Below are 23,970 nucleotides of genomic sequence, written 5' to 3'. Positions count from 1 at the left end.
TAAGCACTGCCTCTATCTCTTACAGCCTGCCTAAACCCGCACCAAGCGGCGCAAGGGCGGCGTGGCCCTCTCTGCGCTATACGCCAGACAAGGACACTCAACATAAAGACCAATCCAATGACCAACAACAACAAACACAACACCCAGGAAGGTGTCGTCACCGCCCATCCAAAAGGCTTCGGCTTCCTGACCACGGCTGCCGGCGAAGAATTCTTCGTTCCGCCGCCACTCATGCGCAAGGTGGTCCCCGGAGACACCGTTCTCTGCAGCATCGTCGAGTCGCCCAAGAAGCCCGGCCAATTCCAGGCGGGCGACATCCGCGTTCTGGAGCGCAAGCCTTCTACCTGGCAGGGCACCATCAACGTCGTTGACGGCCGGCTGATGCTGGTTCCCGATGCGCCGTGCTTCATGCCCATCGAGGTGCGAGGGCTGACGTTCGCCGCCGCTGGCGTGGTTTCGGTTCGAACCGAGGCCATCGACTTGAAGGCACCGGTTCTCCGGACTCGCCTCGAGCGCATCCTGGGGGCGCGCGACCGCCGCGGCTTCGACCAGGACTACGCACTTGCGCTGCACGATTTTCCCCCGCACTTCGACCGGCGCGCCCACGAGGAAGCGGTTCGCATCCCGCTGAGCTTGTCGGCTGACGACCTCAAGGGTCGCGCGGACCTACGCCAGATTCCCTTTGTTACCATCGATGGTGAGTCCACCCGGGATTTCGATGACGCCGTTTACGGCCTGCCTTTGACTTCTGGGGGCGCGAAGGTCTACGTGGCCATCGCCGACGTCTCTCACTACGTCAAGCCGGGCAGTGCTCTGGACCGTGCGGCGCGCGAGCGTGGCACCTCGGTCTACTTGCCGGGCAAGACGGTTCCGATGCTTCCCGAGAAGCTCTCCAACGGGGTCTGCTCCTTGGTTCCGGGCGAAGACCGCCTCGTGGTGGTCGCCGAGCTGGAGCTGGACGCCGACGCTCGCGTGCTGAGCAAGAAGTTCTATCGCGCTGTAATGCGCTCGGCAGCGCGCCTCACGTACAACCAGGTTCAGGCCTGGTTTGACAACGCGACGCACCTTCCGCACAGCATCGAAACGTCGCTGACGGCGTTGACGGCGGTCTTCCGCAAATTGCTCGCAGCACGCGAGGTCCGCGGCCAGCTGTCCTTTGATGACAAGGAGGCAAAGCTGGTCATCCGCGAGGATGGCGAGTACAGCCTGGAATTCGAACAACGCACGGACGCCCACAAGCTCGTCGAAGAGCTGATGCTGCTGGCAAACAATGCCGTCGGCCAACACCTGAAGGACAAGCTGCCCGCCGGCCTCTTCCGGCACCAGGCAACCCCCGAAATGGAAGATTGGACGGAGCTCAAGGACTGGGCTACCGCGCACGGCCTGACGCTCGAGGGTGAAACGCCCGCTCTGCCCGCTCTCGCTCAGCTCATCAAGAGCGCGCATGAAGGCGGCAGCGGCCTCAAGGCTGAGTTGGCAGTTCGGGGCGTCATGCAGTCCGCTGTGTACCAACCGGGCACCGCCAGCCACTTCTCCCTGGGCTATGCGGCGTACACGCACTTCACGAGTCCGATTCGTCGGCTGGTTGACCTGCTGGTGCACCGGCTCCTGCTGGGCGAGGACCTCGGCGAGTCCGTGGTTTCGCTAGGTGAGCAGTGCTCGCGACGCGCGCACGGTTCGCGAATGGCCGAACGCTATGTCTGGGACCGCATCAAGAAGCGGCTGCTCGCACGCGACGTCGCGAAGAGCGACCTGCTCAACGCCCACGTGGTCAGCTCCAGCCGGCGCGGATTGCGGGTGGTGATTCCAGCCTGGCAGTGCTCTGCGCTGTTGGAGTCGGATGTGCTGCAGGCCCACGGCTGTGAGTACGATGCCGAGGCCGGCCACTGGGTCAACGGCGCCGTCTGGGAACCTGGCCACAAGCTCAGCGTCAGCTGGGTGGACCTCGAGGACGCGGACGGCCGCACCGAGCTCTACGCGATTCCGGAGGCGGTCCGCCCGCGTCTGTACTAAGTGATTTCAAGCCCCTATCGGTTATCCGGCGGGGGCTTTTCTTTGGGCGAGCCCCGCCCGAATTGGCAATAAATTGGCGATAAAGCCGGATATGCGTCAGTTTATTGACGCGCTGACCTGAATGAAGGCATTGAATCATGCGTGTTGCGTATACCTCAAAGAATTGGCTGCTCTCGGAGGGCGGAACCCTTCAGGGCTTGAGCCTCGGTTTCGACCACTGCGCTGAGCACGGCTGTGGCGTCAAGCCGTTGATGGCCGCGCTGGGCATCGCCCTGCCGCAGTTTCCGCAGGGAGTCGAAGACCACCGAATCCAGGTCGTTCCCGACCTACTGGCGTACATCGAGTATGAGGGTCGGTCCAAGGACAAGCGGTTCAAGCCCTATCCTGCCGCGCTGCTGATGTACAGCTGCGACTTGGCCGCTCTGCCGCCGGGTCGGCCCCGCACCCAGGCAATGGAGCTCGTTCGCGAGACGCACACCGAATTCTGGCCCGACCACCCGCAGAAGCTCGGCGCCAAGGCTCGCGATGACCTCATGACCGCCTGGAATCGGAATGGGTTTGCCATCCATGTACGCGGCGCCGAGAACATCGCACGGTTGCGCGAGCTTCACGAAGCAATTCAGCGAAAGGACGTTGTCCTGGCGATGCCCTGGTCTCACTCGTTCCTGCGCGGTGGCCTGAGCTTTGCCATTCTCGGGGCGCTCACCGCTGACGACAAAGCCGCTGCGGCCACGCGCTACGCAGACGCGAAGGCCTTGTCCCTGGCGGCCGAGGCGACCGGCATCGAAGTTCGGCTCAAGGCCGCGGGCATGCGGGTTGACAGCATTCGTGCGGATTGGGCCGACGAACGCAAGCAGGGGGTGGTCTTCTTCATGTCCCCTCACTACTCCCACAAAGCGCGCTACGGCTGGTACACGGTCGCTGACCTTGACGCATGGATTGCTGGCACCGGCCCGGTGCGGGCCCATCCGGAGCTGACGGTGTACGAGGAGCAGCCCGCTGCCCGCGAGTGGTCCATCCGCCTGCTGCGGGGCTTGAACAAGCAGGGCATTCAGCAGCGCTTTCACTCGCAGCTCGTCTGGAAGGACGAGGCTGCCAAGGTGCCTGGCATCAACCTCAGAGTGCACTACCAGAGCGAGCACCTCCTTGCTTCGGGCATATACGACTTCGAAGAGCTTATGACGCAGTACGCGGACCCGCTAGAGCACCCGGTGCCTTACGACCGGCTGGAGGCAGCCGCGATTTAGGCGGTCCGCGGGGGCCTGCCCTATACGAAGAAGGCAACCCTCAAAGGAACTCATGAGCAAACAAAACATCGTCATCTACCACGCGGACTGTCCAGATGGTTTCGCCGCAGCGCTTGCTGCCTGGCTGAAGCTACGGGATACCGCCGACTACCTGCCGTACCAATACGGCATGGCGCCCCCGGATGTCACCGGCAAGGCCGTGTACATCGTCGACTTCTCGTTCCCGCGCGAACAGGTCGAGGCCCTGGAGGCTGTCGCAACACGCGTCGTGCTTCTCGACCACCACCAGACCGCCATCGACAAGCTTGCGGGCTACAAGTGCACCTGCGGGAAGGTCCGCCTCGTGCGCGACGCCAAGGCTGGTGCATCCGAGCCTGCGACCGTGCACCGGCACAGCAGTCACACGGCGCTTGACATCTCGAAGTCGGGCGCCCGCCTCGCGTGGGAGTACTTTCACGGTCAGTTCGATGTGCCTGAACTTGTTCAGTTCGTCGAAGACCGTGACCTGTGGCTCTGGCACTTCGGGGACCACACGCGGCACTTCCTCGCCAAGCTCGACTCGCTTCCCATGGATTTTCCGACGTGGAATCGGGTGCTGCAGATGAACGAGGGCGAGCGCGCAACGTTCATGGCGGCCGGCCAGGCAATGTGCCAGAAATTTGACGCCATTGTCGCGACCATCGCCAAGGAGGCCGTGCCGGTCAGCGTCATGGGGCACCAGGGACTGATGGTGTGCGGGCCGCGGGAACTCGCCAGCGATGTTGGCGCGCTGCTTGCCAAGCAAGCGGGCACTTTCGCAGCCGTCTGGACACTCGAGAACACCGGCCAGCTGAAGCTCTCGCTGCGGGGCGTCCGCGGCTTCGACGTTCGGGCGCTGGCGGAGGCTTTCGGCGGCGGTGGTCACAAGGAGGCTGCGGCGCTGCGCCTTCCGGCTACCCGCATCACCGACCTGGTTGCAGGCGTACTGAACCCTACGCCGGCAAGCTGATTTTGAGCCCCTCCTCCCCAGCTACGGCCCGGCGAGCGAGGGGCTTTTCTATTGCCGCCGGCCAACATCGGCAGCAGCAACCTGGCCCCAGCTCCGGGGGCGACTTTGGCGTTCAGGGCGTGTGTTTTGGCCAGGCCTTGACGCCCGCCAGCTCAAGACGCCGCATCACATCCGCGTGTTCCAGCACCAGCACCCGTTCGCCCGGGCCCATGTAGGCCGCACCACGGTCAAAGTGGAAGTGGGAGCGGTGGAGCAGGCTGCGCTTGAGCCGGTTGTGTCCGCAGTAAGTGAGCGCAACGCCGGGCTCAAAGGGGTTACCTGTGACCTCGAGGACCTCGCCGTCGCCAAGGTCCACCGTCAGCGCTTTGTGTGCGCGCCGGCCCTCTCCGCAAAGGGCGCGACCCCATGTGAGGAAGGGTTCGGCGTACTCGAGCAACTGCTCATCCAGCAGGTGCTCCTCTCTGATGAAGCCGGAGGTGCGGTCGCGAGTCAGCTGCGCGTGTGTCACATTGAATTCCCCTGCTTCGTGGGCGACGCGCATGACCAAGGGGCAGGCTTCGAGCAACGGAATGAGCGAGTTCAGCTCGACTTCGTCGGCGAGGGACAGCCCGTCGAGCCAGCCCGTTCCGTTCCGCGGGTTGTAGGCATCGAGGATGCTGTGGTAGCGGGATGGTCGCCCTGCCCGGCGAGTCAGAAGCAAGCCCTCGTGATTTCCGAGAACGGCCTTGAACCAAGGCTGGCGCAGCAGCCCGAGGCAGTCCAGGTTCTGCGGCCCGCGGTCGACCAGGTCCCCTACCGAGAACAGCCGGTCGCGCGACGGATTGAATCGCACGGCGACCAGCTCTGCAACCAGCTCCGCGTAACGGCCGTGGATGTCTGAGACGATGAAGTCCCTGCCACCCGCTCGGCTATTTGTGCCGATGGCGGCAAATGGGGCGCCAGGGAAGATGCGGTATTTGTCGGTCATTACGTGGAATCCAATTCCACGTAAAGCGACCGGCTTTAACCCTTTTCCCCAGGTCCCTCGTTGTCTGCCTGACCCTAGATTGAACGTCTAAAACGCATCTTTTGGCGTTTCAGCCTTGCCGTGCTATAATGCTTTCACGCTGTGGAATACGCAGCCCACTTTCGAACTGTCCTGGGCGCAAAACCCCTGTCCTCACCGACAGGGGTTTTTGCATTTGGCGGGCGTCGTGGCCATCCCGCCGGATGCGCCGGCCAAGAAAAAGCACCCGCGGAGGGGTGCTTAATGAAGGGCGAGCCCTACGCTGGAACCAAGTTGGAGAACTGTTCCCCGGCGAAGAGCTTCTTGTACGTAAACAGCAGCTGGGTGGCTTGGCGCTCGAACATGCCTGACATTAAATTCGGCTGGCGAGACCAGGCGTATTCACCGAAGCTGTAAGCAAGCCAATGCTCGAAGCTTGTGTCGAGCTCTGCCGCGTATGGCCGTGCTACCAAGTGGCCTGAGCAACGTCGGAGAAACTCCGCAACTTGCTCGACACCCCAGCCGCAGAACTCGAAGCAATTCGCGAGATTCGTGTCGAGCTTGCTGCCGAAGTAGTCCTCCGCGGGGCTGAAGCCATTCGGATGCGGCGGATTTCCGAGCTGCTCCATTCGAAGGAGCAGGTACTGCGAAACCAGGTAGTCGAAGTTGTGGACGACGAGACCTGGGTGCTCGCCTGAGCCGCCGCCCAGCACCAGGTTGGAGGGGGTGCAACCGAAATCGGATGCTCCGCGCGCCGCCTTGACGGTGGCGTTGGAGTGGTAGACCGGATAGCCCGCGAGCGTGCCGACGCGTTTGTGAGGGATGGTATCGATGTAGCTCATGATGAGGTTGATGTTGTCCTGTCGCCTATAGGGACATCGGGTCCCTCGGCTATTGCGGAAGAAAGGAACGGCCGCCTCGAAGACGAGGCGGCCGTGAATCAGAAGGCTGGCAATCTGCGATGCTGCGTCCACCATGCGGCGAACTCGAAGAGCGAGCGATGGACGCTATCGTGAGGGTACTTGCCCTCAAGGCCCCTGTTGGGAGAATCGACGTTCTGGTAGTCGACCCAGGCGCGATGCACGCGTTCTGAGATGCCGTCGAAGTTCTCGAGCAGGTCGTCGACGAATGCAGCGGGCTGCAAGTCGGCGATGGCGTCGAGCTTGGGATTCCGGTGGTCATCACCGCGGCCGGTGGCAATGACGCGCTCCACAGGAAACCCCAACTTCTGGAGGTTTTGGTGTCGCGCGCCGGCGTACTTCTTGGGCATCGAGCTTACGCAGACAATGCGCCAGCTCGCGGCCGAGAGCAGCTTGGCGCCTTCAACGGCGCCCTCGAGAGGCTCCATCGTCGACCAGAATCGGTCGTCGAACGCATCGAAAAACTGCTCCTTTTGAGCTTGGTCACGGAAGGCCACGCCGTATTCATTGGAAGCGTGGTAGCAGTTGTCTCGCACACGGGGCAAGTCGCTTCCGAACGCTGCGCGCCAGACACGCGGGTAGGTGGCGTTGTAGTCCAGCTTGACGCCATCACAGTCGATGGCGAGCACATTGTTTTCAGTCATCTAGGTTCCTTCAAAGGGATTGGGTGCCTTCTAGGTCTAGGGACCGTCCATTCGCCCTATAGGGCCCACGTCAGGGCCGGAGGCTTCTGGAGACCGAGGTGACCGCTCGTCTCGGCTTGAAAGCATCATTCCCGCAGCCCCTCTCAGGGGCTGCTTTTTTGTTCTCTGCTCGGGCTTGTGGTCGGCAGCGCTGCCTACTACACTGGCCCATTCAGCAATGGCAACACTGAGATGCCTAGCCTCGGCGAGGTCTTCTTGCCGGCGAGGTTAGGCAGAGCCGGCTCTTATTGGTCCCCAATATGAGCCGGCTGTTTTGAGACGAAAGAAGACGACCCAAGAGCAAGGTGCTCTTGGGTCGTTTCGAATTACGCAGCAGCCAGCTGGACTTTGTTCGCGCGCAATGGTGCTACAGCGCCGGCCTCCAGCCATTGGTTCAGCTGGTCGAAGCTGTAGGGCCCCCAGTAGTCCGCGTCCACATTGAACCCAGGGTTCATGGCGTAAATGACCTCCCCGTCAACCACGCCGTCCTTCCAGATGGGCCAGATATGCAAGATGCTGCGGTGCTGCAGGGTGCGAGCTTTTGCAAGCAGCTCATCTGCTCGGCCGTTGGCATGCAGCCGCACATCGGATTCAAACGCGGCCTGGGCCTTCGCCATGGCTTCCCTGTGCCGCGGCTCCAAGAGGTCCTCAATCGCGATGATGACGCCGCTCAGGCCGAGGAGACCCTCCCCTTCGAGGAACGTCCCCGCGAAGATGGCTCTGCCAGCCTTCACGGCCTGCGCGAAAGCACGCAGCTGCTTCACGCGCTCCTGCCCCTTCACCTTGATGCCAAAGCTGCGTTCATCCCACGCCCCGCCCAGGCCGGTCGAATCGCCCACGACATTGAGCCTAAGCTCCGCATCGATGAACGAATTGCCGAAGGCTGCCGCGCGCTTGCCAGCGATGTACACCAGGGCAGCCGCCGGCTCGCCCTGTACCAGGCGCTCTTCGTAGACGACATTGGCCAGGTCCCGGACAATGCGCTTGGTTGCCATCAGGTCTGGGCAGTGGAGCCGCCCATCCTTGCGAAGCCTTTGAGCAAGCGCCAGACGGGATACGCCGGGCCCTTCCGTCAGGGCCGCACTCAGGGCATCCATGCCGCCTTGATGCTCGGTCGTTGCGTCAGAACCTGTGGCGACTGCCACCAAGGCCCCGGAGCTGTTCACGACCAAACGAGGCTTGTTTCCTTTTCGCATGCTCGAGCTTTCCTTGAGAGTTGCTACCTCCCCTATAGCGAAAGCGCGCGCTCAGGATGCTGTATCAGGCAGGCTCGCCGATTTGGTGCTCACCAACTGCCAGGGTAGCGACGAACCGGTCGAATTCGGCGAGCCGGCCATGCGCCTGAAGGAGCCGGAGGAGGGTGGATAGCTGCAGGTCCCCTCCCCGTTCCGCGGCGATAAGCGTAGGCTTGGAGACGCCCGTGCTTTCGGCCAGGCGCCGAAGCGAGCTCTGCTGGCGCAGGTCGCGCAGGTGGCTACCCAACGATGCGAGCCGGGCAGTGTGCTCAGGCGACGGTGACATGTTCATCGACCGGTACGCCGGCATACAGCGGCGCGCCCGACAGGGATTCCTCCATCGCCACCCCTTCGAGAAGCCGCTGCGCTTCGGCGACAGCAGCTGCCGGGGCACCGTCCACGATGAAGCGATTGCCGACACGAGCGCGGGCGCGCTGGCTCCACATGTAGGCGGTGGTTCTCGACTCGCCCACTTCGATGAACCAGCTGATGTCATGCGGCGCACTGAAGCCGAGCATATCGGGCATCGTGACTTCGTAGCCCTTGCGAAGCAGGTCTTCCCACAAGGTGGGCGCCTCTTCGAGGACAACTTCCAGGTTCAGGCTCTCGTCATCAAGTTGGGCGAGATTGCGAATGCGGGGCATGTTGTTCTTCTTGGTGCCGAACACCTCGGCTGTCGTTTAAGTGTGTGGGGTCAATTATACGTTACCAGAGGCTAAAGCGCAACTTACGTTCCGGTCATTGCGATTTGCGCGTCTTGCAGCTCCCCAACTCTCCTAGCGCCGTCGCAAATTCATTACTTGCTGGTGCTAGAACGACTCCACGACAGCTTTACTACGCTCCCCTGAACATCGAACCAAAAATCGCGATAGAGTCTAAGACTCTGAAATATCGATTCTTCACACCAATGACTCAAACGTACAGCCAACTCCAAAAGCAAATTGCTGCGCTTCAACGACAAGCCGACAGCGTTCGCGAGAAGGAAGTCGGGGGCGTTGTTGCCCGCATCCGGGAAGCAATTGAACACTATGGACTTACTGCGGAACAGTTGTTTGGCGGCAAAGGCGTTAAGTCGACGAAGGCAGTCAAGGGGCGCACTGGCGCTCGAGTGGCGAAGTTTGCGGACGAGAACGGCAACACCTGGGGAGGAATGGGTAAGCGCCCTGATTGGCTGAAAAAGGCCCTTCTCTCGGGGAAGTCGCTTGCGGACTTTGCTACTGCCGGTGCGCCAAAGAAGGCAGCTTCTTTGAAGTTGTCAAAAGCAGGCAAGAAGCGCCAGGCGAAGGTCAGCTACAGCGACAATGCAGGCAACAATTGGTCGGGTATGGGCCCGCGCCCCCGTTGGTTGCGCGAAGCTTTGGAAGCAGGCAAGTCCCTGGACGATTTCGCGCAGAAGGCCTGATGGCCTCAGAGCGATTTCAGGCTGTCCGGCTGGCCTTTGGCGCTGACTGCAGGGGCTAGCTGGTCCAAACGGTCCAACTCGACGATGCTCTCGCCAGGGCGCAGGCGCCGCAGGACCATCGTGATTCCTCGCGCATCATCGGATGGTCATCGATGACATAGATGTTCATTCGCCGCTGTTTATGGCGGGAATTCATCCGCTGCGTGTAAGACACTTGCGCAAAGAAAAACCGCCCGAGATGTCTCGGGCGGTTGAAGAAAGCCTTTAGGCGGCCAGTTTTTCAATGATTTTCTGGAACGGTGGAAGCTGTTCCAGCATCTGGCGGCCGTAGCTGGTGGATGCCAGCCGGCGGTCGAAGACGGTCACGCGGCCGCGGTCGGTTTCACGACGCAGGAGGCGACCCACCATCTGTACGAGCTTCACCATGGCGTCCGGCAAGCTGCGCTTCGAGAAGTATTCCTTTCCGAGCAGGTCGGACAGTTCCTGTTCCACCGGATTGGTCGGCACCGCGAACGGCAGTGACACAATGATGACGTGCTCGCACAGCTTGCCAGGGAGGTCGAGACCTTCCGCCAACGTTGCCGTGCCAACCAAGATGCTTCCCTTGCCCGCCTCAACGCGGTCGGTGTGCATCTTGCGCAGCACAGGGACCACATTGTCGCCCTGCACCAGCACTGCGTCCTCGCCGAACTGATAGCGCAGCTTCGGCACGAACTCCTTGAGCATCGCCCAGCTTGGAAACAAGATGAGAGTCGCTTCCTTGCGGTCGATGGCCGTCGGCAGCTTCAGGGCCAGCTCGCCCATGAACATCTTGCGCTCCGCCATCTTCGGCGTTGCGTTCATTCCGGCGACGGTGAGCGTGCTGTTCCTGTAGGGGAACGTGTACGGCAGCACCATCGTCTTGGACTTGTCCGGCATGCCGGCGCGCGACTTGAAGCGAGAGAACCCGCCGATGTCGCGCAGCGTTGCGGAAACGATAGCGACCCCCTTTGTGCGGGCGCTCTGCCAGAGCAGCGGGCCGAGCACGTCAGCGCCTTCCAGCGGCGAGCAGTGCAGCGAGAGTGCCTTGTCCTTGCGGAACAGCCACTTCACACGCCGCCCAGGGGCGACCATCATGCTGATGCACTCGGAAAGCTCCTTGAACGCTCGGTGAACGTCCAGGGCGCGCCGACCGAGGTCGGTGGCCTTGTCTTCCACTGGCTTGGGCAGGCCGGTGAGCTCGCGCAGCGCGGCCAGCGTACCCGCCGTCACCAGCATGGCTGGCATCATGGCTGCAAGCAGCACCTTCATCTGCAGCTCCACGTTCGGAGGCAATTCGCCCTTCATGAAGCGACGCTGCGCCGTGTCGGGGTCCACTTCGATGTCGTTGAGCAGCGTCGTGAGCTCGTCCAGCGGGCCCCCAATGGGCTTGCGGTCGAAGTCGTCGATGTGCACGTTGTACGCGCCCAGCTGTTTCGTGAGCTCCGGGCTACCTTTGAGGATGGCTTGAATCCCGCTCAGCTTGGGCAGAACCCGCAGGAACGAGGCCAGGTCCGCTTCGCGCGCGCCCACTGCAATCGCCTTTTCCGGGAGGTGGTGCCCCTCGTCGAAGATGATGTAGTAGTTGGCCACCGGCAGCGCCGACGTTTCGCCGTCCACCGCGAGCAGCAGGTCGCGAAGGACGAGGTCGTGGTTGGCAACGATGATGCGTGCGCCTCCAAGGCGGCCGCGAGCGCGGAAGTAGGTGCAATCCTTGTAGCGGCTGCATTTCTTGCCGGTGCAAGTGTCCGAGGACACTGCAATCGACCGTACGTTTTTCGGGCGGCCGTGCGTCCAGGTGTCAAAGTCACCATCCCAGCGACGAGCGTTGGCTTGGTCGACCATGAAGTCGAGCTGGTCGGGGTCGACCGCCGCGGCAGCGTCGTCGATGAAGGTCTCCTGGCCATCCGCGTTCAGCAGGTCCCGGATTTCCTCCGCCTGCGTAAGGCAAAGGTAGTTCCCCTTGCCCTTTGCGAGGGCGACGTCGTTCGCCATGACGAGCCCTGCGCGCACGAGTGCGGGCAGGTCCTTTTCAAACAGCTGCGACTGCAGCGCCTTGGTTGCGGTGGAGACCACGAGGGGCTGGACCGGGTTTTCGCCCAGCACATCGGACGCCGCGAGTGCGCCGATGAGGTAAGCGATGGTCTTGCCGGTGCCGGTGGGGGCCTCCGCAGCCAGGGGCACCGCGGTGAGAAATGCGTCAGCGACGGCCTTCGAGAGGTCCACTTGCTGGTCGCGCAGCAGGAAGGTGCGGTCGCGGGAGAGTGCCGCGTAGGCAGCGTCGACCCAGGCGTGAGCGCGCTTCGACGAAGTCATTGTGGTCATGTTGTTCTTCCTTGGTACGAGAAAAGTTGTTCCTGGCACCTGTAGCTACGACGCTTAAACGACGAGGCCTTTAGGGAGGCGGCCGGATAAACGCTGGCCTTACACAGCCGGCATCTCCCTGACCACGTTTTCACAGGCCACCTCGTGTCACAAGCTCACATCGACCTTCCCCAGCTCCCCTTCTGGCTGCTGCGAATGGCAGCTCAACCGGACCTTCTGCCTCGCTTTGTCCACAATCCGGTCGTCTTCGCAGCCTGGTACGCACCGATTGCTGCCGCGCTCGAGTGGCCGGCTGACGTCGTGGCCATCCAGACGGCCCAACGGGGCAAGAAGATGAACCTGGAACGCATGAGCAGCCTCCTCAAGCAGGTGAACTACGCGACGGATTCCTCATCCCGGGACGTCGAGTACATGCGCAGCATCCTGGAAGGTCTTGCCGTGCACGACTGGGTCGCAGCCGAGCCACAGGCCTTCCTGGAACTCGTGAACGCGGCGCTGCGGAAGTTCAGCAAGCACTACGATTTCATCCTCGACAAGGCAAAGAACAACTTTTCCCATCGGGTGCAGGAGCTGGTGGACTGCCTTGAGCTAACTGACCTCGAGCGCGATTTGCTCGTCTTCGGCGTTGCGTCCGCCGTTAGCGACGAATTGCGCACCATCCTGTCGAGACTGGACCAGTCCAACCGTCTCGCCCCTGAGGTGTTCGCAGGGATTTTTGGTGTGTCCGTCGCAGAACTGGCAGGTGCCCTGGCGGAAACGTCGCCGCTGCGCCTTTCGGGGCTGCTTCGCACCCGTGGCACCTTGAACCGCTACCCAGTCGTCTCGGAGTTCTGGATTCGCGTCCTCGCCGAGTCCCCCGAGGGGCTGGCCCGCACGCTGACCGAGCCCATCGTCTTTCGCCCGACCTCCGGCGTCCCTGCCCGCTTGCCCTCCGACGACCTCGACCTGGCCGCGGCGCTGGTCGCGAATGCATCCGAGCCTGGCGTCAACCTGATGTTGTACGGGGCCGGCGGCCTGGACAAGCAGGGGGTCCTGCGGGAGCTGGTGGAGCGAACCAACAGGAACGCCCATCGTCTCGCCAAGCTGGAGAGCTCGTACGGCGAGGAGCCAACCATTGCGTACATCGCCCAGCGCTGCCTGCCGACGGTCGACAAGGCCGCCCTCCTCGTGCTCGACCGGCCGGATGCCATCCTGGAGGCGCAGCCTTCAGGTTACATGGCCAAGATGTTCGGGCTCGAGGTCGACCCCGGGCAGGTCGCGCCCTTCGATGAGCTGATACTGACGTCAAATCCTTTGCCCACGGTCTGGCTGTCGGCGAATGTCAGTAGCTTGTCACCAGACACGGTGTCCCGTTTCGTGTTTCACGCGGGCCTGCAGAAGGCGCGGCGTGAAGACCGGCGCGCCCAGCTGGAGCGCACGGTGAAAGGCCTGGACCTTTCGCGCGAGACCGAGGAAGCCCTGCTGCGGCTGGAGGACGTGTCAGGCGTCCAGCTGGAGGCCGGCATGCGCGCCGCACGCCTTTTCGGAGTGCAGACACCGTCGGAGTATGAAGCGGCGCTTCTGCAGGCCGTCAAGCGCAGCCTGAAGGCCCTGGAGCGCGGCACCTCGCCCAAGGCGAAGGAGTGCGTGACGCAGTACTCCCTTGATTTCCTGAACTGCGCGGGGCGCTTCGGTCCGAAGCAGATTCTCACCGCGCTGACCCGTACTCCGAAGGGGTCCATCTGCCTGTACGGGATACCGGGCACCGGGAAGACCCAGTACGTCGAGTACTTGGCCCAGACGCTGGGCAAGCGGCTGCTGGCCAAGCGCGGGTCCGATATCATGAGCAAGTGGGTTGGAGAGACCGAAAAGAACATTGCAGCGATGTTCGAAGAGGCGGAAAGCGAAGACGCAATTCTCTTCCTCGACGAAGGCGACTCGCTCTTGGGCGACCGCAACAAGGCTCACGCCTCGCACGACGTGTCCAAGGTGAACGAACTTCTCGCCGCCATGGAGCGCTTCACTGGGATTTTTGTACTCGGAACCAACCTTTTCGAGGGCTTGGACACCGCCGCGCTGCGCCGCTTCACTTTCAAACTGCAGTTCCTCGCCCTGACGGCGGAGCAACGCTGGGAGATGTTCCTCAACGAAGCCAGCCTGCGAGAGACCCAGGAAGGTATCAGCGAAGCGGACAAGGCTCGGTGGAGCGAGGAGCTCATCTTCATGCCAAACCTCTGTGCCGGCGACTTTGCGACCGTCAAACGCCAGTGTGTCCTGCTCGGGGAGAGCCTGTCGCCAGACGAGTGGATTGGCCAGCTTCAGCTCGAGTGCCAAGTCAAGTCCAGGGCCCAGGCTCAGCCTGGGGCACCCCGCACGACTGTCGTCTGAACAGCAGGCAGCCGGAGGTTGCCTTAGTGCTTGCCGCTGGCCATCACGTCCAGCCGGGCGCGTGGGCAGCCGCCGGCGCGAAGCTACCAGTCCGCTACGAGGGACATCGGGTCGACGCCGCGCGTAAACAGGTTCTGAATGACAGGCCAGTCCCGGAAAGGTGCTTCCAGTAGTGCGTCATTGCCCATGCCCTTCTTGGCGTCAAGTAGCGCTTCCGCTGCGAGCACGTGATGGCACGCGCTGGACATGACCGGCATGTGTTCCGCCCACCGAGCAAGGTGCTCCAGGTCCTGAGGCACTTCTTCTGACATATCCCAACTGCGGGCAACCTGCGCGCTGAGTTCGAAGGCCTCGTCGAACTCGGGCATGCCGTGGAGCCAGTGGCGGGAGTCCGATGCAACTGCCATCATCGCCGGCATCGTCGCGCCGTGCATGCGGCCCATGGCGAGGGCGATGCCCAGCTTGTCCACGATGGCCACGAACGCAAGGTGCGTCTGGTCCGCCACGACGTGCTCCGGCGACGCGTAGGGCGCGATGCGTCGGGCGGTCGCGAGGACTGAGAAAATGTGCCGGGTCAGGAAGTTTCGCAACGGCTGCAGGTGCGTTGGGAATGTGACCAGGTCGAGTGTGAAGATGGCCAGCAGCGCGTCGTACGAGGCGCGCGTGCCAATCACTCTCACCGCATCCCGAACGGACTTCACTGAGTTGCCGCTGCGGTGGTACCCCGCGGCGTTTGACAGCGAAATGAGCCGCGCGACTGCAGCCGGGTCCTTCAGGGTCAGCAGCTCGAAGGTGCGAGGGTTCGTCCGCTCAGTTGACGTGAGCCCCATCAGCCGAGAGAGGGCGTCCGACAGAGGAGGAATCCGGGAATCCGAGGTTTGAAGGGGAATAGGCTGGCTTGTGGCAGGCATCTGGTCAGTCAAGGCGGGTAACTCGGTGTCTCACGGGGGATATCGGCAGGAGGTAAGGAAAACTGTAGTGTGCCCCACCCACAATTTACTTACAGGGCATGGCATCTAAAACGTAACTCGCCTCTTTATGCGTCAAGGCCAGTGACGAATGGCAGTTCCCCAGGCATCCGGGACCCCGCGTCCTCCAGCGAGAACAAGTGAACGATGGAGTCCATTAACTCGAGGCCGGCACTCGTTTGACTGATATGCCCGGTCTTTTCGAGCAGTGTCTTTCTTCGACTGACTTCTTCTCGCCCGACTCCCAGGTACGACGCCACGAGTTGCTGGGGAATTTTCACCTTCATGAGCCGGCGGCCGTCCGTCGTCGGCTCTGACATGGCCCAGAGGAAGTAAGCGTACTGAGCTTCCCCTGAAAGATGGACCACGCGGGCGCGGTGAAGATAGTGATGGGCCAAGCGGCGCTCCAAGCCGTCGAGATACCAGACCGCAAAGTCGGCGCTGGACAGAAGAGCCTCACGGAAAGCTTCGACGGGCCACAGCACTGCGGCTGAAGCGCTGACAGCCGACAACGTGCCGGACGAAAAAATTCTCAATCGCGTCGACCCGCTGAATACGTCAAGCGGCCTGACGAAGTCGCTTGCGATGCCTCCCTCGACATCGCCAGTAAAGGAAAGGACTAAAAGTCCGGAGCGCAGGGCGACCACCGGTGGAGACAGCTGTCCGGGCGGAATGACGACCTCGTTCCTGGCGAACGTGCGGACCGTTGCGCTCTCTGCCAGCTTCTGGCGTGCATGGTCCGGTAAATTCGAGAAGGCCTGGGGTAGCCCCAAGAGCGCTTTGGACAATCCGTGCCTCCGTTCCGTGCGGCCCATGCCGCTGCATCGTTGCGCACGGAGCCTGGTTCGCGGACATCCGAGCAAAAGCTCCCCTAGCGTAACGAGCGTCTGTGACCGCAGAGGGGCGCCCGGGAACCTGTAAAAAGCTATCCCTTTCAGGGTGGGCGAGGAGAGTCTAACGCAGCAAACCTGACCTATCCACCACCCGCTGAACGTCCGGGCCGGCAGCTGCGCTCTTTCGTCACGAAAGGGCAATCTCTATACGAGTCAGGCTTAATATTGGAGGTTTGATGTACGTACGCATTGTCAGCAAGCGGAAAGGCGGCACGCCCCCACGAGATGGGGAACTGGTTGTTGCTGTGGACCGCACGAACGCAGTACTTGGCAACAAAGCGGTTTTGAAGGACCACCTGGATGCCGCTGGCCGGGATGCGGCCATCGCGAGTTTCGAGCGAGAGAGAGCCCTGGACGAAGAGCGCGAAGGACCCATGACCCGAGAAATTCGACGCTTGGCCCTGCTTGTTCAAAGCGGCCAGGCCGTTGCTCTCCAGTGCTGGTGTGCCCCGCGCCGCTGTCACGCTGAGCTGATTCGGGCCCAAATGGGGCGCATTCTCGGTCGCGAGCTCGCACCTAGGGACGAAGCCGGTCAAGGTGCGCCGCCCGTGCAAGATTCCTTGTTTTGATTCCTCACCGCGCCAAATGGGCGCGGTGTCTCTTTTGCGGGCCGGTGTGCGCAACGTCACAAACCGCAAACTCGCTCGCGACGCACGGGTTTGGTGCTGGCAGGAAGTGCTCGCCCATCCCGGGCCGCTCCGCAGTCAAAAGCAGGCCGCGGGTTTACGGCGCTGGGTTGCTAAAATGCGGCGCCCTATAGCCAAAAAGTTCGCATGCGCGTTTCTGTAGCCACCCTTCTCGAGGCGCCCATCCCGGCGCGCCTGGCCAAGCGTCCTCGGGATGCCAGAGGCTTCCCAATTCCGATGACGGTGCTCATCAAGCCTGATGGAGCTCCGGATTTCCGGGTCACCGACGTCAAGCGATGGCTCCGGGTCGTTACTGGCCGCATTTGCGCGATGTGCGGTGAGCCTCTCGGCCGCCACCTCGCATTCATCGGAGGACCGCGGTCCCATGAGTATCGGGTGTTCACGGACGCGGCGATGCACACGGACTGCGCAAGCTACGCGATGTCTGTTTGCCCCTTCCTTGCATTGGCGAACAGCCGGCACTCGCGCAAGCTTCCCGAAGCCGGCGGTGTCGCGTTGCGGGCCACCGACGAAGCTGTGCTTGACCGCCCGGAAAAGATGTTTATCGGGGTGACCACCAGCTACCAGCCGCTGCGCCTCGAGGATGGCACGCTGGTTGTGCAGGCTGGCCAGTGGGAACGCGTTGAATGGCATGAGCCGCACGCGCGCGGCGTCGCAGACGCGGCGTAAGCGCATTGCAATCGTCGGGGCGATGCGCTACCTTTGCGGGCTCTTTTTGAAGGTTGACCTCCGTGAAGAAACCCCTCAGATTCATGATGGTCGAAGACGAATCCAAGCTTCCCCTCGTGGCCGACCCCTTGGTCCTGGATGCGGACGAAAAGAAGCTTGTCGCGGCCGCACTCCTGAACCGGCTAGGCCTGTCCGAAGATTCACCGGCGGCATTCCGGGACCGCTGCGAGGTGATTGCCTGCTATGACTCGGTCGAAGGTACCGATTGCTACTACCACTGCATCGCAGAAAAAATGGACGGCAAGAAGCCGTCCATGTGGAAGTAGCTGTTGCGCTGCGTTACGCGGCGGCGAGGCCGAGTTTCACGAGCTCCTTGTGGCCAAGCTGGCGCCTGGAGATACCGTAAACGTCCTTGCGGCCGTACAGCCTCTCGAGGTTGCCGCGATGGTAGTCATCAGCCTGGCCAAGGACAGCGTCGCAAAACACCTTCGGGTCGGCGATGCTCGTCGTTGCGTACACCCGTCCGCGCCTTGCGAAAGGAAGCGGGGTCAGGTGGCTGTAGCGCACCAGCGGCGCCAACGGTGCCAGCTTGACGGCATACCAGATGCCGTCGACGAGGTGTGCCTGAGTTGACGCGTCGATGTCGCGGCGGCGAGCCGCGACCTCCTCGGCCGCGCGCTCCGCCCAGCTCTTGCGACCGGATTGGCGCGGAGTGCCGCCATGCAAGCAGCGCGACGTCGGGTGAACGTAGAAGTCGTACCAGTCGGCCGCGATTTGCACCCCGTAGTAGGGCGTGGTGACCTTCACGACGCCATCGATGTCGATGAACGTATTCACGGCCACGTCGCCGACGGCATGGGCAATGGCTTCCTCGGAACGAGCGCCCTTGAGGCCGCGCAGTTCCGAGTGCACCTCGTCCCAGGGCTGACCGATGCGGCTCGCCAGGAAGCGATGAAGCGGCTTGAAGGAGAGGTAGCTCTCCTTCGCGGCCCGACCGTAGCCGGTGCGATAGCGCAGCTGCATCGGTTCGCGCGAGAGGGAAACAACTTCTCCGTCAATCACGCGGACCCGGGACGGGGCGTAGCGGTAGCGAGAGGCGCTTCGGCCGTGTTCGGAGAGAACTTTCTGCATGTCTTGACGCATGGGATAAGGCTTTCTGTGTTGTTGACCTATCCCATGTAGCGAACGCCGGGCTCGTCCTTCCCTTCCGACCGGCATGAAGCCGCCAGGAAGGTCCGGCGGCGTTCTCCGAGACAAGCGCTTCAGTCGGTCAGGCCAATCTGAATGAAGCCTTTCTGAGCGGTGCCGCGCCCGCCGACGACAACAGCCAGCTGGCCGCTTTGCACAGCCCAGAGGCCACCGGGCCCCTGGTTGGCGATGCGCATGCCCTGCGGACCGGCAGTTCCGGTGCCGATAAGCCCGTAGGCGAGCGCTTCTTGGGACCCGTCGTAGCGAGTCACGGCTGCGCTGTATGTCGTCGCGTCAAGTACGAATTTGACCCAGCCGGCCGCGGTGTCGGCGCCTCGAGCCGTCGTGTACGGCCATGCCGCGGAGTCTTGCAGCCCGATGCGGAACACCGACATGTTGGCGACCTGGCTGTTGAGGCCCGCTGCCAGGTACACGTTCTCCTTGCCCACCCGAGCGACAGCGAATGCGCCGACGTCGTTGGGATTCGCCCTGTTCGTGATGCGCCAGCTCGTAGCGGAGTTGCCTGGCGTCACGTCGTAGGTGAGAACCGATGCGGGCGGGCAGGCCTCGATGCGCCTGACGCCAATGTCGTCGCACATCAGGACGGCCGCGCCACCGGGGAGGACCTGGACCTGACGGATGGTCGAATCCCGTCCAGTTGGCGTCAGGTCGATGCCGAACCGGTTGTACGTCCCTTCCAGGCCGGCCTGCTCAGTCACGAGGTTACGAACAGCAACGAACGGCTGTACGGAGTAGGCGATGAATGGACCCGCCTGCGCGAGCTCCAAGGGAAAGGACCCGACGACCACGTCGTCCGTCAGCCGGAAGCGGGCGTTGTCCACGGCGATTTCTACCCGGGCGCTCTTGAACGAAAACGTGCCGGGCTCCTCGGCGCGGGCGCTGAACGTGCCCGTGACGGTCGAGCCGGCCGAGTTTGTCAGCTCGTAGGTGCTCAGGTCGAGATTGAGGGATAGCTTTTGCTGCGTACCGTTGGTCGCAAAAACGAGGAACTCGCCGTTGCGTGCGTCACCTGCCATGACCGCCAGGACGACCTCTGAACTCAGGTCGCTGCCAGCAGCGTTCGCAGTAACCGTATAGGTCGTCTGCTGCGCCTTCGTATTCACTACCTGCGCCGACCATTGGTTGTCGACAGCTGTAGGGTTTCGCAGTTGGACAAACCCGGGGTCGGCAGCCTTGGTCGACCATGTCGCACCCTGGCTGGGCGTGATGACGACGGTGTCGCCTGGGCGCACAAGGTATCGGCCGTCACTTGCCGCAGAAGCCTCCGCGCCGTTGATTGCAACGACCGTCGTAAGCTTCGCCGCAGGCGCTGAGGGGCCCGTCGCGATGAGGCCACCAACCCCGCTTGACCCTCCCCCGCCTCCGCCGCACGCTGCTATTGCCGTGACCATTGCCACTGCTACGAAACATCGAATCGCACGCATCATCCAGTCCGCCCTCTTGGTTGATTGGGCCGAACGGATGCCGGCCCTTGGGCGCGACTGTAAAGGGCGGTGACTTCGTGTCCGTCTAAAGGATTCGTTTTCCGGTGGCGGGTAGCACTTAAGGGCTACCTGCGTGAACTACTTCACGGGCTACTTTGGCGAGGCAGAAACAGAAAAGGCCCCGAAGGGCGAAATCTGCAAAGACTCGGCCGAGCGCCGAGCCAGTTGCGTGCTCAGTTCGGAAGACCGAGGAACTGCTTGAGCTGAGGCGTCGACAGGGAGCCGGACTGCGAGCGAACCTCCCCATTGACCTTGGTGACGATGAACGGCACGCCGTCGTCCTTCGCTCGCATGCTGTTGAACAGTGCGGTGTTGGCCGCGACCTTGTCCTTGAAGCGCGCGACGGCGTCGCTGTCTGCCGTGAGTCCGCCCTGGCGATTGAGGATGCTGGTCTCGTTCTCGGTCATCGCCTTGGCCGGGTCTGCCGCGCCGAGGATGGTTGCGCCTTGCGGTGCACTGGCGCGCGAGAGCATGCCAATCGGAATCCAGACGATACGGGCGCTCGCGCCAAGCGGCTGGGCCGCGTTCCACAGGTGGGCGCAATGCGGGCACTGAGGGTCGAAGAACACGTAGGCCACCTTGGCCGCCAGCGGCGCGCCCAGCGTGAAGCCGGTTGTCTGGCCCGCGATGGAGTCATAGGCGGCCTGGACGGTGGTCGAGAAAGGCGCCGGGGCCGGGGTGGCAGCCGTCGCCACGGAAGTGTCGCAGGCGCTCAGGGCGAAAACGGAGGCTGCGGCGGCGAGGATGATGGTGCTGAGGCGGTGTTTCATGGAAGCGAAGCGTTTTAGGTTGAGCTGTTTGAATCTTTGGTGGCCAGTGCTCGAGCACGGCGGCCGTGTACGTGAGGGGCCGACGGGTCTTCCCCTCCGAGGAGGTGCGGCATCCCGAGTACCTGCGCGAGACGTCCAACCTGTCCCCACGCAACGGAAGGATGACCTCGCTCGATGCGCGACACGGTCTGCCTGCTCAAAGCGCTTGCAACTGCCGCGTCCTCTTGGGTCATGTTCCTGTCCATGCGCGCCGAGCGAAGTACCTCGCCAATGCCGCGGAAGCGCTTTCGCAACTCCTCGTCCATGCGCGCTTTTTGGTCCACTTTCATGGGGTAAAAGCCTTATATCTCACTTTGGGAATGGACGCATTATAGTCTAAAATCAAACTGCGCACCATTGGCTAAAATGATTCAACATCCAGCAGTGCCGGTTTGCTGTGTAGCCACTCTCCCCCTCGATGCGTTTTAGGTCGCGGCTGGCCGACGAGCTGCCGCACGGTATGCTTCTGCCTTCATCGAGAAGGACCACCCGCGGCGCTCTGCCACCAAATAACCCCTGGTCGTGAGCTCATTGAAGACCGGAGCGCTCATCCGGTCGCTGCGAAGCAACAAGGCCTCGAGCGCCTCGGGCGAGAGTTCTTCGGTAGCGTCTGCCGCATGCGCTGCACGTGCCACCCTCTTCAGGTACTGAATGTTTTTCGCCATGTCGCGTGTAGCGGCACGGCTTAGCCATGGCTGTGGCTGCTCGGAGAGATGCCCCACCATGGCAGAGCAAGCTTCGAAGAAAAGCCCTCCTCGCAGTCGCGCGGGAGGGGGGCTTCATGGAATCAGCGGGTGACATTCCTCCCGCCCCTGAAGGCGGGGGCTTCCTACGTTTTAGGTCAGGCGCTGAGCCCGGACCTGTCCGGCGTGGTGCTCGTCTCAGCCGCTCAAGTTGGGCGCCAGAGCGCCTGGCAAGAGCTGCGGGTTCTTGACTCCCGCGGTAGCTTGCGCACCCGCGGTACACGCCAGCCGTCGGCCGGTGGAGGATGGACGCTTCACAGGAGGCTCTGTCGCTTTGCGCGAGGCCTTCACCGGTCGCCCGGCTTGGCACTTGCCTTCTCCACGTCTGACGAGGCCCTGCCCGGGCTCCGGGGGCTTCACCGCCCCGAGGTTTGAATATCCGAACGCGATGTCCATCGCGATGTTGGCGCTGACCGCGTCGCGGTCCGCCGACAGGCCGCAGGCCGCACAGACGTGCCAGCGCTCCGAGAGGGTCTTGGGCACCGATGCGCCGCACAGGCACGTCTGGCTGTTGCCTCCGATGCCGGGACGCCGGCTGGCGACCGGAACGTAGCGCTCTCCGAGTGCGTGCTTGAGCAGTCCCTTGAACATCGCAGGGGCGACGTCCGAGACGCTGCGGCTGGTGCGCCGGTTCCGCTTCATGAACTCGACCCCGTGCTCCTCGACCGCGATGAGGCGGTACTTCTGCTCGAGCTGGCGCGCGACCTTGCGCAGCTGGTCTCGGCGCACGCACTCGATGCGCGAGTGCAGGATGGCGACCCGCCGAATCTGGCGCTTGAGCCGATTGCTGAGCGGGCGGTGGTCACGCTCCGGCAGCGGCCCATGGAGCCCCAGGGCCCGAAACGCCTTCCTGTATGCCGCGAGCTCGCGTTTGCGGGCCTCGAACTGTCGGCTCATCTTGCGCTGCTCGGCCTTGAGCCGCGGCAGCATTTGCTTCAGGGGCTTCGCCGGCGTATGGGTGGTGCCGTCGGCGAGCGTAGCGATTCGCGCGAGGCCCGTATCGAGCCCCGAATCCGGCAGCAGCGCCACCTCGGGAGAGGCGTGGCGACGCCGTCGCTCGCAGTGCTGCACCTGCACCTCGCAGGTGAATTGCGCGAACCAGCGGCCCTGCTTGAACACGAGGGTCACACTCTTGACGCGGCCCGGCAGCTTGCGCAGGCCGATGAGCCGCGCCTCGCCGAGCCGGCTCATGTGCAGGCGCCCGCCTTGAATCTTCACCGCAAAGCCGTACTGCGTGAAGGTGAGGCTGCGGTAGTTCTTGCGCGGCACGGCCGTGGGTGCCCCGCGCTCGCCCTTGAGCCACGCCTTGGTGGCGTGGTCGAGGCGGTCGGCAACGTTCTGCAGGACCTGGGAGTGCACGCCGGCGAAGCGATGGTCGCGCGCCGCCAGAGCGCGCACGGTCTGGTACTGGTCGGCCTTGGCGAGATAGCGGTGGCTGCCCCCGGTGGCCCGGGCGGCGCGGCCCAGGGCACGGTCGTGCTCGCGTTCCCGGCGCAGATGCTCGCGCAGCTCGCACAGCACGTCGAGCGTTCCGTGCAGGCGTGCACCCAGCGCGGGCGACACCTCGAGCACGCCTTCGCGGACCTCGTAGGTCACGTCGTGCTTGGGATAGGAGGTCCGCTTGGCGCGAACTTTAGACGTCGGTAGCAAAGTCAGGCTAGATTTTAGGAAAGTATAGCCTATAGAGGTCCGCTTTGACTCAGCCTAGTCCGAGTCGGCTCACCTATATCGGCAAAGCGCAGATAGCCTGCAATACTCGCGCCTTACATCCACGGCCTGAAGACCGTGGGTTTACGGCGCTGGCTGGCTAAAAGGCTCGCTTTGCGACTAGGCGATAGCCGAGGCGGTCCGCCCAAGTCTCGAGAAGTCGCACTTGGCCTTCATCCGTCGTGTGCTTGCAAAACGCTCGACTTTGCACCTTGCCGAGGTTCTCACCGACAGTGATGGCCACGGAGAAGTCCGCGTGATGGCACTCGACGACGTGGGCGGCATTCGCGTAGTTGCCCGCGGCGACGTCCTGCCTCGTGTCCGGAACGACCGAAGCCGTTCGGATGGCTTCGGCGAGCTTGGCGCCGAAGCGCGGGTCGGATTCGATTTGTCCCAAGGCGTCGTGCATCACGACGACGGTGGCGTTCATTCCCATTTCAATGTCCTGTTCAGCGTGGTTGCTGCAGAGTCTAGCCACCTCGGCCAAGCCCAGGACGAAAAAATCGCCCTGAGCTCACGAAGTCTCAGGGCGAGGCGCCATGCCTGTTGCCGGGCCGGCTGCAAGAGCGGAGGTGTCCAGAACCATCCGATGGGTCAGGGAGGAAACCATGACACAGCTGTATAGGGGACGTTTTTATACGCGGCGCTGAGCAGGGGA

Annotated in this window: 22 protein-coding genes; 8 read left to right on the top strand and 14 right to left on the bottom strand. The window is 62.9% G+C overall.

Annotated features, from left to right (window positions below):
• Positions 1–117: 117 nt before the first annotated feature.
• The 3 genes from E5P2_RS30930 (at position 118) to E5P2_RS30920 (ending at position 4,248) form a co-directional block, all read left to right on the top strand.
• A complete protein-coding gene (locus E5P2_RS30930) occupies positions 118–2,013 on the top strand; it encodes a ribonuclease R family protein (protein ID WP_162571007.1) in 1,896 nt (631 codons plus the stop codon).
• A gap of 137 nt (positions 2,014–2,150) precedes the next feature.
• Positions 2,151–3,260, top strand: a complete 1,110-nt coding sequence (locus E5P2_RS30925; protein WP_162571006.1) for a hypothetical protein — start codon at positions 2,151–2,153, stop codon at positions 3,258–3,260.
• Positions 3,261–3,312: 52 nt separating this feature from the next.
• Positions 3,313–4,248 carry a DHHA1 domain-containing protein gene (locus E5P2_RS30920; RefSeq protein ID WP_162571005.1) on the top strand — a complete coding sequence of 312 codons (936 nt, stop codon included), beginning with the start codon at positions 3,313–3,315 and terminating at the stop codon, positions 4,246–4,248.
• Positions 4,249–4,360: 112 nt separating this feature from the next.
• On the opposite strand, the gene E5P2_RS30915 is transcribed toward E5P2_RS30920, so the two are convergent.
• The 5 genes from E5P2_RS30915 to E5P2_RS30890 form a co-directional block, all read right to left on the bottom strand.
• Positions 4,361–5,215, bottom strand: coding sequence for a metallophosphoesterase (locus E5P2_RS30915; RefSeq protein ID WP_162571004.1), 855 nt, complete (start codon positions 5,213–5,215; stop codon positions 4,361–4,363).
• A gap of 296 nt (positions 5,216–5,511) precedes the next feature.
• A complete protein-coding gene (locus E5P2_RS30910; protein ID WP_162571003.1) occupies positions 5,512–6,210 on the bottom strand; it encodes a hypothetical protein in 699 nt (232 codons plus the stop codon).
• The gene (locus E5P2_RS30905) at positions 6,174–6,797 is read right to left on the bottom strand and encodes an HAD family hydrolase (protein WP_162571002.1); all 624 of its coding nucleotides are present in this window, start codon (positions 6,795–6,797) and stop codon (positions 6,174–6,176) included. The genes E5P2_RS30910 and E5P2_RS30905 overlap by 37 nt, the downstream gene beginning before the upstream one ends.
• 365 nt (positions 6,798–7,162) lie before the next feature.
• Complete coding sequence (locus E5P2_RS30900; RefSeq protein WP_162571001.1) at positions 7,163–8,032, bottom strand: hypothetical protein; 870 nt, start codon at positions 8,030–8,032, stop codon at positions 7,163–7,165.
• A 308-nt stretch (positions 8,033–8,340) separates the two neighbouring features.
• Positions 8,341–8,739 carry a hypothetical protein gene (locus E5P2_RS30890; protein ID WP_162570999.1) on the bottom strand — a complete coding sequence of 133 codons (399 nt, stop codon included), beginning with the start codon at positions 8,737–8,739 and terminating at the stop codon, positions 8,341–8,343.
• A 239-nt stretch (positions 8,740–8,978) separates the two neighbouring features.
• On the opposite strand from E5P2_RS30890, the gene E5P2_RS30885 reads away from it, so the two are divergent.
• A complete protein-coding gene (locus E5P2_RS30885; RefSeq protein ID WP_162570998.1) occupies positions 8,979–9,473 on the top strand; it encodes an H-NS family nucleoid-associated regulatory protein in 495 nt (164 codons plus the stop codon).
• A gap of 264 nt (positions 9,474–9,737) precedes the next feature.
• Here the strand turns inward: E5P2_RS30885 and E5P2_RS30880 are convergent, their stop codons facing one another.
• Entirely contained in the window at positions 9,738–11,816 is a 2,079-nt protein-coding gene (locus E5P2_RS30880; RefSeq protein ID WP_162570997.1) for a helicase C-terminal domain-containing protein, read from the bottom strand.
• 195 nt (positions 11,817–12,011) lie between these two features.
• On the opposite strand from E5P2_RS30880, the gene E5P2_RS30875 reads away from it, so the two are divergent.
• Positions 12,012–14,183, top strand: a complete 2,172-nt coding sequence (locus E5P2_RS30875) for an ATP-binding protein (RefSeq protein WP_162577709.1) — start codon at positions 12,012–12,014, stop codon at positions 14,181–14,183.
• An 83-nt stretch (positions 14,184–14,266) separates the two neighbouring features.
• Here the strand turns inward: E5P2_RS30875 and E5P2_RS30870 are convergent, their stop codons facing one another.
• Positions 14,267–15,106 carry an HDOD domain-containing protein gene (locus E5P2_RS30870; protein WP_162570995.1) on the bottom strand — a complete coding sequence of 280 codons (840 nt, stop codon included), beginning with the start codon at positions 15,104–15,106 and terminating at the stop codon, positions 14,267–14,269.
• Between the two features lie 113 nt (positions 15,107–15,219).
• A complete protein-coding gene (locus E5P2_RS30865; RefSeq protein ID WP_162570994.1) occupies positions 15,220–15,939 on the bottom strand; it encodes a Crp/Fnr family transcriptional regulator in 720 nt (239 codons plus the stop codon).
• Between the two features lie 281 nt (positions 15,940–16,220).
• On the opposite strand from E5P2_RS30865, the gene E5P2_RS30860 reads away from it, so the two are divergent.
• The 3 genes from E5P2_RS30860 (at position 16,221) to E5P2_RS30850 (ending at position 17,686) form a co-directional block, all read left to right on the top strand.
• Positions 16,221–16,613 (top strand): DUF4326 domain-containing protein, encoded by a 393-nt coding sequence (locus tag E5P2_RS30860; RefSeq protein WP_162570993.1) that lies wholly within the window; start codon positions 16,221–16,223, stop codon positions 16,611–16,613.
• A gap of 294 nt (positions 16,614–16,907) precedes the next feature.
• Positions 16,908–17,360 carry a hypothetical protein gene (locus E5P2_RS30855; protein WP_162570992.1) on the top strand — a complete coding sequence of 151 codons (453 nt, stop codon included), beginning with the start codon at positions 16,908–16,910 and terminating at the stop codon, positions 17,358–17,360.
• Between the two features lie 62 nt (positions 17,361–17,422).
• Positions 17,423–17,686, top strand: a complete 264-nt coding sequence (locus E5P2_RS30850) for a hypothetical protein (protein WP_162570991.1) — start codon at positions 17,423–17,425, stop codon at positions 17,684–17,686.
• A gap of 13 nt (positions 17,687–17,699) precedes the next feature.
• On the opposite strand, the gene E5P2_RS30845 is transcribed toward E5P2_RS30850, so the two are convergent.
• The 6 genes from E5P2_RS30845 to E5P2_RS30820 form a co-directional block, all read right to left on the bottom strand.
• Positions 17,700–18,491, bottom strand: a complete 792-nt coding sequence (locus E5P2_RS30845; RefSeq protein ID WP_162570990.1) for a hypothetical protein — start codon at positions 18,489–18,491, stop codon at positions 17,700–17,702.
• Positions 18,492–18,622: 131 nt separating this feature from the next.
• Positions 18,623–19,672: a hypothetical protein gene (locus E5P2_RS30840; protein WP_162570989.1), complete on the bottom strand. Its 1,050-nt coding sequence runs from the start codon at positions 19,670–19,672 to the stop codon at positions 18,623–18,625.
• Between the two features lie 554 nt (positions 19,673–20,226).
• A complete protein-coding gene (locus E5P2_RS30835; protein ID WP_162570988.1) occupies positions 20,227–20,823 on the bottom strand; it encodes a thioredoxin domain-containing protein in 597 nt (198 codons plus the stop codon).
• A 14-nt stretch (positions 20,824–20,837) separates the two neighbouring features.
• Positions 20,838–21,152 carry a helix-turn-helix domain-containing protein gene (locus E5P2_RS30830; RefSeq protein WP_162570987.1) on the bottom strand — a complete coding sequence of 105 codons (315 nt, stop codon included), beginning with the start codon at positions 21,150–21,152 and terminating at the stop codon, positions 20,838–20,840.
• Between the two features lie 591 nt (positions 21,153–21,743).
• On the bottom strand, positions 21,744–23,201 hold the full coding sequence (locus E5P2_RS30825) for an RNA-guided endonuclease InsQ/TnpB family protein (protein WP_162570986.1): 1,458 nt from the start codon (positions 23,199–23,201) through the stop codon (positions 21,744–21,746).
• 211 nt (positions 23,202–23,412) lie between these two features.
• Positions 23,413–23,742 (bottom strand): hypothetical protein, encoded by a 330-nt coding sequence (locus E5P2_RS30820; protein ID WP_162570985.1) that lies wholly within the window; start codon positions 23,740–23,742, stop codon positions 23,413–23,415.
• Positions 23,743–23,970 lie beyond the last annotated feature (228 nt).

The organism is Variovorax sp. SRS16, assembly GCF_901827165.1.
In the GTDB taxonomy this organism is placed as follows: Bacteria; Pseudomonadota; Gammaproteobacteria; order Burkholderiales; family Burkholderiaceae_C; genus Variovorax.
This window is presented reverse-complemented; position numbering and strand designations above follow the sequence as displayed.